Here is a 17,181-nt window from a genome sequence, read left to right on the forward strand (position 1 = left end):
TTAAAAGAAATCAATTAAACTAGTACCACGGTTTGGTATGAGCTTTGATAAGATCGCAACTTGTTCAGGGGTACCTTTTATGTCACCCGTTCTAAACAAGAAATCTGCCTTCTGTGCCCCTAAAAGTACGGCGGTTAAAGCTTGAATATTTAGCGCAAGTCCTCTATCATCTTTACTTGCTACTGAGATTTCTCCGTTTTCAATCTTTATTGATATTTGATTCCACTTAGCCTGATCATCCTGAATATGTAAAACTAGGCCTTCCACAACTTTTTCAAATTCATACTGTTCTAAAAACCCTTTTACATCAACAATTCTCGCCATGAAATAGGGCTCTAGTTCAATCTTCACTTTAGGATTTTTTAATAAAAATGGAAGCGAGTCATCCTCCGTCAAGATAAGCTTCACCTGATTAACCATAGAATCATGCTGGCAAATGAAGTTCCAAAGTCCTCTTCTCGCCTCTTCATTGACGTATACAAATTCTTGAACATCTAGCAGTTGATCGGCATTTTTGTAAAGAAGGTACCCAGCAGGTTCTCCTTGATGATCTGTATACAGTACAAATTGATATCCAGGCGATGAGACATTTTTCTCCCACCAGCTCGTTGTTCGTTGAAGCATACCATTGTAATTCTTTGCGTATTTTTCATAAAGGTCATTAACAATAGGTAATTCTTCACCTTGAACTAAACGCCTGACTCGGCCAGGAGCCTCCTGCATGAAGTGTAAATCTTTCTTATCAACCGTTATTTTCTTTTGAGTAAAGCAATATTCCCAGCCGAATCGACGGTAAAAATGGAAATCGAATGGATGCAACATACTGAGCGTTTGTCCTTTTTCCTTCATGGATTGTAAGGATTGAATCATCAGACGCGTTACACTTCCATTTCTTCGATATTCCGGCCATGTTGCCACGCCAGCCAGTCCACCCATGGATACTAATTTCTCTCCTAAGAAAATTTGAAGTGGGATAATATGTGCTTTGGAAGACAACTTACCATCTTCAAATTCTCCCCATACTTCATGAGTGATAAAGGTCTCTTTTCGCTTAGGATAGTCTTCCTTTGGGACCACGTATTGAAAAGCATATTGTGAAAGCTCTAAGCTTTGTATGAAATCTTCTTCTGTCAATCTTCTAATCTCTCGCATAATTCTACTCCCTCCCCATATACATATCTCGATTACCGAAATTTTTATATTGCAATTCCCTGCAATACCTCCTACACTTATTACAACTTATTGTAAAGAAGGTTAACAAAATGAACTCAACCACCGATCAATCTCAGGCAATTGGGATTGCTGCCACCACCGCCTCTTACTTACTTTGGGGCATTCTCCCGCTTTACTGGAAGCTTGTTCAAGATGTCTCACCCGTAGAAATTCTTGCTCATCGAATTGTATGGTCATTCGTCTTTATGATTCTTATTTTAATGGCAGTTGGAAAAATAAAGCAATTAAAAGTTGATTTAAAAGAACTCATTACCCACCGAAAAAGATTGTTTGGCATCTCATTAGCTTCAGTTACGATTAGTGTAAACTGGGGCGTTTATATTTGGGCCGTCAATACAGACCATGTTGTTCAAGCGAGTCTTGGTTATTATATTAATCCACTCGTTAGTATTCTACTTGGCTTACTAGTATTAAAAGAAAAGATTACGAAATGGCAAACAATTTCCTTTATTTTAGCCAGTATTGGGGTTATTAATTTAACAATCTATTTTGGTCATGTACCTTGGTTGGCACTAGCATTAGCCGTTAGCTTTGGGGTATACGGATTGATTAAGAAGCTTGTTCAGCTCGGGGCAATGGTAGGGTTAGCGATTGAAACGCTTATCATTACTCCGTTTGCGTTATTATTTCTTAGTTCTGTTCATAGTGGTGGAGGAGGTACCTTTGCAGCTGACTGGAGCTTGAGTCTACTATTAATGGGTGGAGGTATTGCAACTGCGATACCATTACTACTATTTGCAATCGGTGCAAAACGAATTCCGCTGTCAATGGTCGGATTTTTACAATATATCTCGCCAACGATCACTCTACTACTTGGTGTGTTCCTTTATAAAGAAGAATTCACTGATACGCATCTTGTATCCTTCATCTTTATTTGGATGGCGCTAACCGTTTATACAATTTCTAAAACAAAATGGTTCGTATTACTAGAAACGAAGTTAGTACCTAGTAAAAAATCAATGCAAGGATAAGAGAGTTGGTCTCTTGTCCTTTTTTATGTCTAATAAATAAGAATATGGTCCAATCATATAGATTTATTGGCCAATTTCAAATTTTGTTAACCACAAGTTAAAGGATAATGGCGAAATTATAAATATATTGTCCAAACACCTATTTTCACCTATAAGAAAAGCCACGCTATCTAAGTATATAGCGCAGCCCTCCTTTTCTAAAACAACTTATGGACTTACATTTTTTCAGCAACAATGGTATAGGTTTTGGGTAAGCCGATATCGTGGACTTTATGATTAGGTTCCTCTTCTAACGTTCGAATTAAGAGCCCTTCTTGCCCTAGTGTTGTAATGACTTCGCCTAGTGTCCACTTCCGTTGAGATACTTTTACGAGAGTGTCTTGATCGTCACCCATATGTTTCGAGAAGGCAACGTGGCTTGTTTCAATGACAGGTGAAAAATAGTTCCCCGTTACTTTGTGTTTCTTTCCTGAAGAAGTGATTAACTTCGTTGAGATGGGATGAAATTCATGCAGTAAGAAAACCCCACCTTTTCTCAGCACTGATTTAATGATTTGAATTAAGGGGGTAAGGTCAATGAAATAATGTAATACCCCTAGCTCCATCAATACTACATCAGCTGAATCTTGGAGAGACTCCAGTGGTAGTGAGTAAACATCTGATTCTATGTAATTCAGCTCGACGCCTGCTTTTTCAGCTAAAGCTCTGGCATAACTGGCATTCTCTTTTGAAAAGTCAACCACGGTTACTCGTGCACCTAGTAGTGATAACGCCACACCTTTTATTCCATTTGAACCTAGTAAGTGAACAATGTTTTTTCCTTTGACATTCCCCATATGACGATAAAAAGGGTGTAATCTCCACTCTGGATTTTCCGCAATCTTTTGAGCGTTTTTCTCAGGCTCACCATACCGCTCCACTAAGGCATTGTATTGATCCTGGTTCCAGGCTGCTTGATTTTGAGAAGTCAACAGGCGCTGCTCTGTATATAAGTATTCATGAATGATGGATTCAAACTGAGACTCTTTATATAAATAAGCATAAAGAGAATGCACCCAAACCTCTTCATTATGTACCATCACTGAAATATGGTAAGGATCGGTTCGAACGGTTACATTGAATTGGCAAGAGACTTGAATTGTTAGCCCTTCAAAAATAAACGTAAACTGTGCCTGGTGATTAGTTTTTTGAATAGGGCTCATTATATGATCTTGAAAATGCTGATAAACTGTATCAAATAAATCCCATTGCACCTCTACATGCTCAGTATCCGATTCGACTTCTACACCTTGCAGCAGTAATGCACTCGATTTTATAAAGCGATAAGGGGAAAGCTCTTTTAACTCTGTAGCTAATTTTACTAGTGTATCAACTGTATACTTACTCATTCACCTTTTTCTCCTTATTAAGGGTAAAGGCTGATCCATATTCGGATCAGCCATTTATTATGCTAATTTACTTTTTAGCTTTGTTAACATATCTTGTGTCATTTTTGCTAGGTCATACTCTGCTTTAAAGCCCCATTCTTCTGTTGCCGCAGTTGGATCAATAGAATCTGGCCAGCTATCGGCAATTCCTTGACGAACTGGATCCACATTATAGTCCATTGTAAAAGATGGGATATGCTTGCGAATTTCTGCAGCGACCATTTCCGGCTCAATACTCATCGCTGTTACATTGAAAGAGTTGCGATGCTTAAGGTTGGCAGGGTCTGCTTCCATTAGATTTACGATCGCATTAAGAGCATCTGGCATATACATCATGTCCATATATGTCCCTTTATTAATGTAAGAGGTATAAGCGCCATTCTCAATCGCCTTATAATAAATCTCTACTGCATAGTCAGTAGTTCCGCCACCTGGTGGGGCCACATAAGAGATTAATCCTGGAAAACGTAATCCTCTCGTATCCACACCAAATTTGTGGTGGTAGTAATCACAAAGTAGCTCGCCGGCTACTTTGTTCACACCGTACATCGTCGTTGGACGTTGAATCGTATCTTGTGGAGTTTGATTCTTCGGTGTATCTGGACCAAATGCTCCAATTGAACTTGGTGTGAAGAATTGACAGTTTAGCTCACGACTCACTTCTAATGCGTTCACTAGACCACCCATATTTAGATTCCAAGCTAGTAATGGTTTTGCTTCAGCCGTTGCAGAAAGTAATGCAGCTAAGTGAATAATGGTATCAACCTGATATTTCTTCGCAATTTCTCCCATTGCGTTTGCATCGGTAACATCTAGTAATTCGAAGTGACCGTTATTTACCACCGGATGATCCGTTTCACGAATGTCTGTAGCGACTACATTGTCAACACCATATACATCTCTTAGTTTTTCTGTTAACTCTGTTCCGATTTGACCTAGTGCACCAGTTAGTAATATCTTTTTCATGTAAAGATTCCCCCATTGTTGCTTTTTAAGGCTCATTCCTAAAATCTTTTTATATCTAAAACCTTGTTTTTACGGTTTATATAATCCCCATCTCTTTTCCAACTTTTTCATAGATAGCGATCGCATGGTCTAGCATTTCTTTAGAGTGAGCAGCTGTTGGCATATTACGAACACGACCTGTTCCACGAGGTACTGTTGGGAACACGATTGATTTTGCATAAACTCCTTCTTCGTAAAGGCGTTTACTGAACTGCTGAGTCAATGCTTCGTCTCCAATTATACAAGGAGTAATTGGTGTTTCACTGTTGCCGATATTAAAGCCTAGGCTCTTTAAACCTTTCTTTAAGTAATCGCCATTTTCCCAAAGCTTGTCATGAAGCTCTGTGCTTTCTTGCAAAATTTCGATGGCTCTCTTACTTGCTGCTACATCAGCTGGAGTTAAAGAAGTTGAGAATAAGAATGGTCTACTTCTAACTTTTAACCAATCAATTAGGTTTTTCTTACCTGCCACATATCCACCCACAACACCGATTGCCTTTGATAGCGTTCCGATTTGGAAGTCTACTTTATCTTGTAAACCGAAATGCTTAACCGTTCCTGCACCTTTTCCTAAAACACCCGATCCATGTGCATCATCCACATATGTCATAATGTCAAATTCTTCAGCAATCTCGACGATTTCAGGTAGTAATGCCACATCTCCGTCCATGGAGAACACACCGTCTGTGATAATCATTAACTTATTATACTGACCAGACTCTTTTGCTTCTTTTGCTTTCGCACGAAGGTCTTCCATATCAGAATGATTATAGCGAATGATCTTAGCACGAGATAAACGGCAGCCGTCGATAATGGATGCATGGTTTAACTCATCAGAAAGGATGGCATCATTTTTATCCATAACAGCCGAGATAGCAGCCATATTACACATAAACCCTGATTGATACGCAATCGCTGCTTCTGTTTGTTTGAATTCCGCAATCTTTTCTTCAAGCTCGATGTGAACCTTTAAAGTTCCATTGATTGTACGAACGGCTCCTGCACCGGCACCATACTTTTCTAGTGCCTCTGTCGCTACTTTCTTTAGACGCGAGTCTGTTGCCAGACCTAAATAGTTATTGGAGGACAAGTTAATTAGTTCTTTTCCCTCAATTGTAATCATAGGTCCATTTGGACTTTCAAGAGGATCAATGACATTGTATAATCCTCTCGTTTTTAAATCTTCAAGGTTTTCATTTAGAAATGCTTCTAATTGTTTGCTAGACATTTTATTCCCTCCTGAAATTTTTGTAAGCGCTTTATGTATATATTAATTAAGGTTTCTCACGGTAAATATCAACTATTATAGAGTATCATATTTTTAGTAAAATGTTCCCTTATTGTATAATTCAAAAAACTTTTTACAATTCCTTTCTTTTGTATAGTTAAGCTTTTTCCTTTAACCTGTATAAATAAACACTCTTAATACAATGCTACTAAAAGAAATTATCATACTTCATGAAGAAAGGAACAATATTTATGAAAAAAGGAAACTTAGGACCGGTTTTTTATATTTCGGTCATTGTTATTACCCTGTTTGTCGCATGGGGATTTGTTTCTCCTGAGAACTTAGCAACATCTTCATCAAATGCGCTAAGCTTTATTACAACCTCGTTTGGTTGGTTTTACTTATTAGCTACTTTTATCTTTTTAGTATTTGCTGTTTATTTAGCGTTTGGACCGTTTGGAAAAATTAAGCTCGGGGACGATGATGAAGATCCAGAGTATTCTTACTTCACTTGGTTTGCGATGCTTTTTTCAGCAGGTATGGGAATTGGACTTGTATTCTGGGGCGTTGCGGAACCTATTTATCACTACACCGCACCACCTATGAATGTACCGGGTGAAACGCCAGAGGCTGCACGAATCGCTCTGCGCTACTCCTTTTTCCACTGGGGACTGCATCCATGGGCCATTTACACCATTGTCGCACTCGCTCTAGCGTATGCTCAGTTTAGAAAAGGAGAGTCTGGACTCATTAGCTCGACTTTTAAACCAATACTAGGTGATCGAGTTCATGGTCCAATCGGAAAAGGAATTGATACATTTGCTACGATTGCGACCGCATTTGGAGTAGCTACTTCGTTAGGATTAGGAACGTTACAGATTAACGGCGGACTCAATTATGTCCTAGGGATTCCTAATACGATCGTCGTCCAAATGATTATTATCTTGGTAGTAACGATTCTTTATATGCTTTCGGCCACTACTGGATTGAATAAAGGTATAAGGTATTTAAGTAATCTAAACTTAGGACTTGCGATTGGATTACTACTATTTGTGATTATTTTTGGTCCTACCTCTTTCATCTTAGATGTATTAACGACAACTATTGGGGATTATTTAGGTGCTATTATCCCGATGAGTTTTCGAATGACACCTTTCACGCAAGGAACTTGGGTGGGAGCATGGACTATTTTTTATTGGGCATGGTGGATTGCTTGGGCGCCATTTGTCGGAACATTCATTGCCCGTGTATCTAGAGGAAGAACGATCAAGGAATTTGTATTAGGCGTGTTACTCGTTCCGACTATATTTGGAGCGATTTGGTTCTCAGCTTTCGGGGGGTCAGCTATTTTCTTTGACCTATTTGAACAACGTGGAATTTCAGAAGCGGTGAATAGTGATATTACAACAGCATTATTTATTACACTCGAGCAGTTTCCGTTATCCGCTATCTTGGGAACACTTGCTACTCTGTTAATTATCACATTCTTCGTCACTTCTGCCGATTCAGCAACGTTTGTATTAGGGATGCTTACATCTAAAGGGGTATTAAATCCGGCCACCTCCACTAAGCTCATTTGGGGATTATTACAATCGTCTATCGCTGCGGTTTTACTATGGAGTGGTGGGTTAAATGGATTACAGACTGCTTCCATTGTTGCTGCCTTACCTTTTGCCGTTATTGTCGTCATGATGATTTTTGCCTTAAGTAAGGCACTAAATCAGGAAGTTCGCGAGCAAAAGCGTAAGGAAAGACGTCGAATTAAAAAGCTTGAGGAACTGCTGAAAGAATCAGAAGGAAAGTAGTTAGGTGTTGTGTGCTCTTGTTTTGGGGAAGTTGCAAGAAAAATGAAGGAAGTCGCAAGAATAATGTACAAAGTCGCAAGTATCTCAGATTATTTGCAAGTAACTTGAGGAAAGTTGCAAGTAAATCTTGATTTCTCGCAAGTAATGGTCCTTTGCCAATAAAGATTGTGCCATAATCTTCTCCTCTTTATCAAATGATGATGTACAAGCACCTCATCTATTTAATAAAACATAAAAACAGTCTCTATATAGGGACTGTTTTTATGTTTTAGTTATCCTGTGTTCGTTCTTTACCTTTTTCCGTCACAGCGAACTTTCTCGTCATGGTTTTAATTTTCTCAACCGGTCTAAAGCGCAGTGCCGACCAATCCTCATCGATAGCTACCTGTCTAACTGGTTCAAATCCCTTTTCTGAAAGCAAAGGTGTGACCGTTTCACGACTACAATCGGAGCCTTTATACGTTTTGGAAGACTTCTTTGGATAACATAGCCACAGCAGACCGTCTTCACTTACCAAATCTACTCCCAGATTGGCTAACTCTTTAATCGTTTCATTTGAAGTACCAAATACCTGAACAAACGAATAGACCTTATCCTGTACCTCGGTATGTACCGGAACTGGAAAAGCCTGCATCACTTCCTCATACTCCTTTGGAGCATTTAACACCAACGCATTCATTCCTTGATCCTTAAACTGGAGCTTCTTTAATACTGGGTTTAACTCGACCATTGTTTATCCCTCCTAGTTCCTATCTATCAACATTCTAGTCTTTTACAGTTTCTGTCGCAACTTCAATCGACAAAATTCGGGAGGTGCCTGGCACCTGTCGATTTACAGGTGCCAGGCACCTCCTCTGACAAAAACTGAGGTATAGCAGAGAATAGAAGAAAGTAGTATGATGAATCAAGGATTATTGAATACGGTATTGGAGGAACGAGATGTATGAGCTTATTAACCGTTGAAGGTTTAGGACATAGCTTCGGGGATCGTACGCTATTTAAAGATGTTTCCTTCCGTCTTTTAGCTGGTGAGCATATTGGATTGGTTGGGGCGAATGGTGTCGGAAAGTCGACATTGATGAATATATTAACGGGGCAGCTCGTGTATGATACAGGTCGTGTTGAGTGGTTACCAACTGTGCAGTATGGGTATTTAGATCAGCACACGGTGTTAACAAGAGGAAAAACGATTCGTGATATTTTAAGTGATGCTTTTTTACCTTTATATGAGAAGGAAAAAGAGTTAAATGAAGTAACGGAGAAGATGGCAACGGCTACTCCTGAAGAATTAGAAGAACTACTGGAGAAGATGGCGGAGATTCAGGACCGTCTTGAAGCTGGCGGATTTTATATGCTTGATATTAAGATTGAAGAAACAGCAAGAGGTCTTGGGCTAGATGCAATTGGCTTAGATCGTGATGTTTCGGCTCTTAGTGGTGGGCAGCGTACGAAAGTACTTCTAGCTAAGCTATTACTTGAGCAGCCTGAAGTTTTATTACTGGACGAGCCAACCAACTATCTGGATGTAGAGCACATTAAATGGTTAGTTGGTTACCTAAGAGAGTATCCAAACGCGTTTTTATTAATTTCCCATGATACAGAGTTTATGAATCAAGTAACTGGGGTTATATTCCACCTAGAGTTTAGTAAACTAACACGCTATACAGCGACGTATGAAAAATTCTTGGAGCTTGCTGAGATTAATAAAAATCAGCATATTAATGCGTATGAAAAGCAGAAGGAATTTATTAAGAAGCAAGAAGACTTTATTGCGAAAAACAAAGCACGCTATTCTACAACAGGCCGCGCAAAATCTAGACAGAAGCAACTTGATCGCATGGAGAGAATTGACCGTCCTGAAACAGCCCTTAAACCAACCTTTGAGTTTAAAGAATCTAGAGGAAGCAGTCGTTATGTATTCGAAGGAGAAGATTTAGAGATTGGTTACTCATTCCCGCTTCTACCAAAACTTTCGATGTCCATTGAGCGTGGCGAAAAAATTGCGATTGTTGGCTGTAACGGTGTCGGAAAATCAACGTTACTTAAAACAATTTTAGGGAAAATTAAACCACTGAGTGGAAAAGCAGTTCAAGGTGACTTCCTCTATCCTTCTTATTTTGAACAGGAGGTTAAAGCTGAAAATATCACTCCGATTGAGGATGTGTGGAATTCCTTCCCTAGCATGGATCAACACCAAGTTCGTGCTGCACTTGCTAGATGTGGCTTAAAAAATGAGCACATATCCCGTCCACTCTCTCAATTAAGTGGTGGAGAGCAAGCAAAGGTTCGTTTATGTAAGCTACTCATGAACGAAAGCAACTGGCTATTATTTGACGAGCCAACAAACCACTTAGACGTAGTAGCCAAAGAAGAATTAAAGCGTGCACTAAAAGCTTATAAAGGCACTATTGTCCTTGTATGCCACGAACCTGATTTTTATGAGGATTGGATTACGAAGGTATGGGATGTTGAGGAATGGTCTCAAAAAGCTGAATAAATGATGACAAACAAAAAAAGCAGAAACTCACATATAATGAGTTTCTGCTTCTTCTTTATTATACAGATAATCCGCTATTCTGATTACTTGATACATGCTTTTTCTCAGATTCAGCCACGATCACAGCACACGCAGCATCACCTGTAATATTAACGGCTGTTCTTGTCATATCAAGCAGACGGTCAATTCCAATAATGAGGGCAATTCCTTCTACCGGAAGATTTACTGACTTTAAAACCATTGCTAGCATAATTAAGCCAACTCCAGGAACTCCTGCCGTTCCAATACTAGCTAGAACAGCTGTAAGAACGACCATTAGCAATTGACTCATAGACAAGTCAACACCATATACCTGTGCGATAAAGATTGTCGCCACACCCTGCATTATAGCTGTTCCATCCATATTAATCGTTGCACCTAATGGTTGAACGAAACTACTTACTTGTTTTGGAACATTAAGGTTTTTCTGAGCAGTATCCATGGAAACTGGTAATGTCGCACTACTACTTGATGTACTGAAAGCCACTGACATCGCTGGAGCAAATCCTTTGAAAAACTTAATAGGATTCATCTTTCCAAGCAATGAAACCGTTCCACCATACGTGACAACCGTATGAATGAGTAACGTTAGCATAACAGCTGTAAAATACATACCCATGACTTTAAAAGCATCCCAACCTTGTTTTCCAATCGCGGATGCAATTAAGGCAAAAGCACCATATGGGGCTACTTTCATGACTAAGTTTACAAGATACATCATGATTTCGTTCGTTTGTTCAACGATTTTATAAACCCCGCTTGTTTTCTCACCTAACACAGCAAGAGCTAATCCAATAAATACAGCAAAGGCAATAATTTGAAGCATGTTCCCTGACGTCATGGATTCAATTGGATTCGTAGGAATGATATTTAATAGAGTATCAATGACAGGTGGTGCTTCGGCAGCTTCATAGCTCGCACCTTCTGTATCAAACGTTCCATTAACACCTGGCTTCATCATATACCCAACAGCCATAGCAAGAACGATGGCTACTGTTGTGGTGACTAAAAAGTAACTAATTGTCTTTGTACCAATTCTACCAAGCTTTTTGGGGTCACCAAGTCCAGCTACCCCTAGTACGATAGAGACAAATACAAGTGGGACAACTAGCATTTTAATAAGCTTTAAAAATAGTTGACCTAATGGGTAAAGCACATATGGGTCAATAATTCCAAACAAACCAGGTGCAAAGAAATTCAGTGCAAAACCTACTAATAAACCAAGAATAAGAGCAATAATAATCTTTTTTGTTAAATTGTTATTCTTCGCCATTTTTTTATCCTCCTTTTATAAAATAAAATAAGCCACAACAGAGAGAACCCCATTGTGGCGTGATAAATGAATGCATACTTTGGTCTCTATTAATGCTGACGAGGTTAGCTGTCGGATTCGGATGTAGAAACTCACCCTACCTACTAAAAGGATTCACCCCTGTGGTCTTTGCCACATGAAAATTTGGTTCCCCCGCTCCCATTGGGATTAAGCAGACTATGTAATTAAAAGAATCATACTTGATGGACTTGCTCTTCGTCAATATAAAAATTTATTATCCACATTGAAATTTGGTATAGACTCCTCCAAATGGGAAAAATTAGATACAAACATGATTGGAGGACATACATATGAATTGGGAAAACAAGCTCCCTCAATTTCCAGAGCCTTACTGGCGTGACAGCGTTAAACTACCAAGCTTTTCAAAGCTGACTGAGGATAAAAAAGTAGATGTAGCCATCGTGGGAGGTGGGATTTCCGGTATTACCGCTGCTTATCTTCTCACTAAGCAAGGCTTGAATGTAGCCCTACTTGAAGCAGACAAGCTACTAAATGGCACAACTGGTCATACGACAGCTAAAATTACGGCTCAGCACGATATCATATATGATGAATTAATTAGTCACTTCGGTGAGGAAAAAGCGCGCCTCTACTATGAAGCGAATTATGATGCCTTAAACTTTATCAAGAAAACAACAAGAGAGCTTCATATTGATTGTGATTTTATTGAAGAGGATGCTTATGTCTATACAAATTCAGAGGAAAAACTTTCTAAGCTTCAAAAGGAAGCAGCAGCTTATTCAAGATTAAGCATTGCGGGAGGTCTGGTTGATTCTATGCCTCTTGATCTTGAGATGAAATCTGCTATTGTCATGAAAAATCAGGCACAGTATCACCCATTAAAGTTCATGAAGGTACTAGTTGATAAAATTACAGAAGCCGGTGGAAGTATTTACGAGCAAACGACGGCTACGGATGTAGAACCCGGTAACCATCCAGTCGTAACGACTAAAGATGGGCATAAAGTTACTTGCGACTACTTAATCGTAGGTTCTCATTTCCCTTTTTATGACAAGGGCTTTTACTTTACTCGTATGTATGCAGAGCGCTCCTACTTACTTGCTTTAAAGACGAAAAAATCCTACCCTGGTGGCATGTATTTAAGTGCCGAAACACCGAAGCGCTCTATTCGTTATACTCCTTTTAACGGAGAGAACCTTGTAATTGTCGCTGGTGAAAAACATAAAACGGGTCACGGTACAAACACATTCCAGCATTATGAGCATTTAGCAGAGTTTGGCGATGAGCTTTTTGGCATTGAAGAAGTGGTGAACCGCTGGTCTGCACAGGATTTAACGACACTAGATAAGATTCCTTATATCGGGGCCATGACAAAGGACAACCCGAATATTTTTGTAGCAACGGGCTACCGAAAATGGGGAATGACGACAGGTACGGCTGCAGGCATGCTTCTTTGCGATATCATTTTACAAAAACAAAATCCATATGAGCAGCTCTACACTCCTTCACGTTTTCAAGCAGATCCTTCGGTTAAGCAATTTATTGCACAAAACGCAGATGTGGGTGGACATTTTGTGGCAGGTAAAATTGGAATGGTGCACAAGACGGTAGATGAGCTTCAACCTGATGAAGGTGCCGTTGTAAAGGTAAATGGAAAGCGTGCTGGCTGCTATAAGGATGCGAATGGAAAATTGCATATCGTGGATACAACCTGTACGCATCTTGGCTGTGAAGTGGAGTGGAATGATGGCGAGCGATCATGGGATTGTCCATGTCACGGTTCAAGATTCTCTTTTAGTGGTGAAGTCATGGAAGGACCTGCGGTAGAACCGCTTAAGAAGGTTCATTTAGACTGATGTTCTAGAACGTTTGAATTATCTTTATTCTATTTACTATCAGGTACTACCTCCTTCACATATAATGCAATGATTACTATATGAAGGAGGTTACTATGAGATACGATATTACGAGAGATTATATTGATAAAGGCAATTCACGTCCCGGTACAGCTAATAATACCATTCGGTTTATCGTAAGCCACGATACAGGAAATGCCGGATCAACAGCTTATGGGAACCGTAATTATTTTAACAATGTCCAACCTTCTGCTTCTGCTCATACCTTCATTGATGATAGATATATACTTGAAATTATTCCTCTTGACGAAGTTGCCTACCATGTCCGTAACAATGTCTCCACCGATAACCGCAGATACGGTGCTGATGCTAATAATGCAGCAATTGGCGTGGAGCTATGTTGGGGTGGAAATATTAATTTCAATGAATCCTATAAACGATATGTTTGGTATCATGCCTACTTATTAGATCGCTTTGGATTAGACCCTGATGAGGACATTGTCGCCCATAGCACGCTTGATCCTGAAAGGAGAACAGATCCTCAAAACGCATTACGCCGATACGGCATATCCTGGAATCAGTTTTTAGCTGATGTAAAAGAGACTTACCAGACCATTTTTGTAAACGGTCAGGAGATGGACGAGGAGCAGCCAGCTGTAAAAGGGGTTTCTGTAGAATTACCTCTTCGTGAAGGAGATCGAGGACAATTCGTTCGAGAAGTCCAACAGGATCTAATTCGAGCTGGCTTTGCACTCCCGCGTTATGGTGCGGATGGAGTATTTGGAGAAGAAACTGAAACGGCTGTCATGAGATTTCAGCGTCGATATGGATTAGTGGTGGATGGATTAGTTGGACAAAATACGTTAAGTAAACTAAATGAAGTATTAGGAGCGAGTCAACCGAAAAACGAGTTCCCGCTTCCAACCGGCATTTTACGACAAGGTGACGAAGGTACTGAAGTCAGACAGGTACAGCGTGCCTTACAACAAATTAATTTTAATCCAGGTGCAATTGATGGCATTTACGGCCCCAATACAGAAGATGCTGTACGACGTTTTCAGTCCACATATGCCGCTTTAGCAAATGACGGGATTTATGGACCGAATACAAGAAAATATATTCAAATGGAATTAGTTGATCAAGGGTAAAAATAGAAAATGGAACGAAGCTAAATAGCAACGTTCCATTTTTTTATTGTACTAATTCGGGTGGTGACAGGCACCACCCGAATTTTGTCGAATAGACGACCTCTATGAAAGATAACGTTCTTCAAACTCTCTTGCTGGAATTGGTTTACTAAATAGATAACCTTGCATCATATAACATTCGTTTTCTACTAGATAATCTCTTTGATGGGCTAACTCTACCCCTTCTGCCACTACTTCTAGTTTCAAGCTTTTTGCAAGATGAATGACAGCGTGAGCAATCTCACTATTTTGATAGTTTTCTTGGATATCCTTAATAAATGACCGATCTATTTTCAATGTATTGATGGGTAAACTCTTCAAATAACTTAGTGATGAGTATCCTGTTCCAAAATCATCAACCGCAATTTTAACACCCAGCTTTTGAAGCTCTCTTAAGGCTTGAATAATATCAACTGTATTGTACATAAGCACACTTTCTGTAATTTCCACCTCAAATAGTTCAGGGGCTAAATTATTCTTTTCTAATATACTCTGAACCTTATGAACGATCGGTGATGAATCTTGAAACTGAGTAGTTGAAAAGTTAACAGCTAATGTTAGCGATGTTCCTTTTTCATTATTCCATGTCGACACTTGACGGCATGCTTTGTTCATAAGCTGCTCCCAAATGGGTTGAATGAGACCAGTGTCTTCTGCAATCGGGATGAATGTTGCTGGTGAAACCATACCGAGTTCATCATCTGTCCATCTCGCTAAAGCCTCCATCCCCACTGTTTTTCCAGTACTAGCGTCCATTTTGGGCTGAAAAAACACATCTATTTTTTCTGAGTCGATGGCACGTCTTAACTTTGCTTCTATTTTTGCTCTTTCCTTTGATTCGTCACTCATTTTATCCTCGTAAACAACCAGTCTATTACCACCATGTCGCTTTGCTTCATACATGGCCATATCAGCGTACATGATAAGTGTTTCTAAGTCAGTAGAATGAACGGGATAAAAGCTTACTCCACAGCTTGCACTAACGTATAGTTCGTTATCTTCAATTAAGTAAGGCTGTTTAACGGACTTTACGATATTTTCTGTTATGTCTCGGCTTTCTTCTATTGTCATATTTTCTAAAAGGACAATGAATTCATCGCCGCCTTGTCTCGCAACCACACCATTGCTTGACGGGATGCACTCCTTGATTCTATGCCCAATTACTTTAATTAAATCATCACCTATGTTATGCCCTAACGTATCATTCACGTGTTTAAATCGATCGACATCTATAAATATAAGAGCAACCTTCTTCTGCTCATCCACTCCATCCTTTATTTCCTTCATTCGTTCCTTAATATAACGACGATTTGGTAAAGATGTTAATGGGTCGTGCAATGCTTGGAACTCGATAATCTCTTTACTCCTTTGTAAATCATCTGTGTATTCTTTCAGATTAATAGAAAGAGCATTGACATTTTCGACGAGCATTCCGAACTCATCTTTTCGTTTTAATGTTAACTTCTTTCCAAAATTACCTTTTGCTATTTCGTGAACCTGCTCCACAATATAGGAAATTGGCCTTGTAATTGTACGAGAATAGATGGAACTAGCAGCTAACACAATAATGATAAAGAAAACGGATAGTAAGATATGCTCTTTGAACACAGCATCTAGTTGATCCTGAATCAATCCATAATTATACGTTATACCAATTACATATGGCTCTTCACCTTGGACGGGGAAAAACGTTTTTCGTATATCTTTTCCTAGGATTGTATCTCTATATTGAAATGTATCATTCGTTTGAATGGCTTGCTTTATATACGATTGATCTTCTATTAGATTGCTATATTGATAGGTTCCATACCAAATTGGCTCTTCCGATATTCTGACGTAACTATTGCCATTCAGATGGACCACTTCTTTTTCTTTACCGAACGTTTTAGGGTTAAAGACGGTAATTTCCAACATCCCCTCTAAACTTTGGGTGAATCGTTCAATTACTTTACTTGGTCCAAAAAGCTCTTCATACTCTAATACTTCACCATCGCGGAAATAGGGATCTATTATATAGTTAGTTGTTCCATCATAATAATAGCCCCATTTATCAATATGATCAGGATTACTAGAAGCGACTTCAATGGGACCTGACCAATAATGGGGGAGAGTTAATCCCTTACCTACATCGACTTGTCTCAAATCAAGGAGTTGATGGAACGCATCATACCAATACCCCCATCCTTTTGTTGATAGATTGATCTCATGAGGATCAGAGGATTTGACCCCAATAATATCATCTTCTGTTTCAGCAAAAAGGGTAATATGAGAGACCATTAATTCCTTCGATACCTCAACCAATTGCTCATTCGTCACATCCTCATGACGCGCTGGCAACATATACTGCGCAGCAATCGACACCGTGCGAAGCTCCCTGCCAAGAATATTCTCCACATAAAGCGCCCCGGCCTTTGCGTTCTCAATCTGCATCGTGATCTCTTCCTTCAACAGCTGCAACTCACGCTCATTCGCTTCAAGCAACTGCTCCTTGGAACGCATATAATGCAAGTAATTATTTGAGATTAATATGATTAACACCATTACGGTGAACATTAGTGAAATTTTCTTCTTGATGGACATGCTATGTTCCTCCTGGCTACAGCAAAAATGTACACTACTATGTATATCGACAGGATTCG

General features: G+C 39.4%; 12 protein-coding genes, 1 pseudogene and 1 riboswitch. Of the genes and pseudogenes, 6 read left to right on the top strand and 7 right to left on the bottom strand.

Annotated features, from left to right (window positions below; translation table 11 throughout):
- On the bottom strand, positions 1-1,152 hold the full coding sequence (locus LT143_RS13815; RefSeq protein ID WP_246943808.1) for a GNAT family N-acetyltransferase: 1,152 nt from the start codon (positions 1,150-1,152) through the stop codon (positions 1-3).
- A 110-nt stretch (positions 1,153-1,262) separates the two neighbouring features.
- Between LT143_RS13815 and rarD the strand changes: the two genes are divergently transcribed.
- A complete protein-coding gene (gene rarD / locus LT143_RS13820) occupies positions 1,263-2,204 on the top strand; it encodes an EamA family transporter RarD (RefSeq protein WP_246943809.1) in 942 nt (313 codons plus the stop codon).
- A 215-nt stretch (positions 2,205-2,419) separates the two neighbouring features.
- Here the strand turns inward: rarD and LT143_RS13825 are convergent, their stop codons facing one another.
- The 3 genes from LT143_RS13825 to LT143_RS13835 form a co-directional block, all read right to left on the bottom strand.
- Complete coding sequence (locus tag LT143_RS13825) at positions 2,420-3,592, bottom strand: class I SAM-dependent methyltransferase (protein ID WP_246943810.1); 1,173 nt, start codon at positions 3,590-3,592, stop codon at positions 2,420-2,422.
- A 57-nt stretch (positions 3,593-3,649) separates the two neighbouring features.
- Positions 3,650-4,597 carry an L-threonine 3-dehydrogenase gene (locus tag LT143_RS13830; protein WP_246943811.1) on the bottom strand — a complete coding sequence of 316 codons (948 nt, stop codon included), beginning with the start codon at positions 4,595-4,597 and terminating at the stop codon, positions 3,650-3,652.
- Between the two features lie 76 nt (positions 4,598-4,673).
- On the bottom strand, positions 4,674-5,864 hold the full coding sequence (locus LT143_RS13835; protein WP_246943812.1) for a glycine C-acetyltransferase: 1,191 nt from the start codon (positions 5,862-5,864) through the stop codon (positions 4,674-4,676).
- 230 nt (positions 5,865-6,094) lie between these two features.
- Here LT143_RS13835 and LT143_RS13840 point away from each other — a divergent pair, with 230 nt between their 5' ends.
- A complete protein-coding gene (locus tag LT143_RS13840; RefSeq protein ID WP_272495804.1) occupies positions 6,095-7,669 on the top strand; it encodes a glycine betaine uptake BCCT transporter in 1,575 nt (524 codons plus the stop codon).
- 268 nt (positions 7,670-7,937) lie between these two features.
- On the opposite strand, the gene LT143_RS13845 is transcribed toward LT143_RS13840, so the two are convergent.
- Entirely contained in the window at positions 7,938-8,399 is a 462-nt protein-coding gene (locus LT143_RS13845; protein ID WP_246943813.1) for a DUF3052 domain-containing protein, read from the bottom strand.
- 213 nt (positions 8,400-8,612) lie between these two features.
- Between LT143_RS13845 and LT143_RS13850 the strand changes: the two genes are divergently transcribed.
- Positions 8,613-10,166: an ABC-F family ATP-binding cassette domain-containing protein gene (locus LT143_RS13850; RefSeq protein WP_246943814.1), complete on the top strand. Its 1,554-nt coding sequence runs from the start codon at positions 8,613-8,615 to the stop codon at positions 10,164-10,166.
- 58 nt (positions 10,167-10,224) lie between these two features.
- On the opposite strand, the gene LT143_RS13855 is transcribed toward LT143_RS13850, so the two are convergent.
- Positions 10,225-11,478: a dicarboxylate/amino acid:cation symporter gene (locus tag LT143_RS13855; RefSeq protein WP_246943815.1), complete on the bottom strand. Its 1,254-nt coding sequence runs from the start codon at positions 11,476-11,478 to the stop codon at positions 10,225-10,227.
- Between the two features lie 79 nt (positions 11,479-11,557).
- A riboswitch (cyclic di-AMP (ydaO/yuaA leader) is annotated at positions 11,558-11,702 on the bottom strand.
- A 126-nt stretch (positions 11,703-11,828) separates the two neighbouring features.
- Between LT143_RS13855 and LT143_RS13860 the strand changes: the two genes are divergently transcribed.
- The 3 genes and pseudogenes from LT143_RS13860 (at position 11,829) to LT143_RS20475 (ending at position 14,503) form a co-directional block, all read left to right on the top strand.
- Entirely contained in the window at positions 11,829-13,355 is a 1,527-nt protein-coding gene (locus LT143_RS13860; protein WP_246943816.1) for an FAD-dependent oxidoreductase, read from the top strand.
- A 95-nt stretch (positions 13,356-13,450) separates the two neighbouring features.
- Positions 13,451-13,963: pseudogene (locus LT143_RS13865) on the top strand (peptidoglycan recognition protein family protein); the annotation flags it as partial.
- 27 nt (positions 13,964-13,990) lie between these two features.
- On the top strand, positions 13,991-14,503 hold the full coding sequence (locus LT143_RS20475; protein WP_272495808.1) for a peptidoglycan-binding domain-containing protein: 513 nt from the start codon (positions 13,991-13,993) through the stop codon (positions 14,501-14,503).
- A 102-nt stretch (positions 14,504-14,605) separates the two neighbouring features.
- Here LT143_RS20475 and LT143_RS13880 read toward each other — a convergent pair whose 3' ends face one another.
- Entirely contained in the window at positions 14,606-17,122 is a 2,517-nt protein-coding gene (locus LT143_RS13880) for a bifunctional diguanylate cyclase/phosphodiesterase (protein ID WP_246943817.1), read from the bottom strand.
- Positions 17,123-17,181: the final 59 nt, after the last annotated feature.

Source organism: Bacillus pinisoli, assembly GCF_023036475.1.
GTDB lineage: Bacteria > Bacillota > Bacilli > Bacillales > SA4 > Bacillus_BS > Bacillus_BS pinisoli.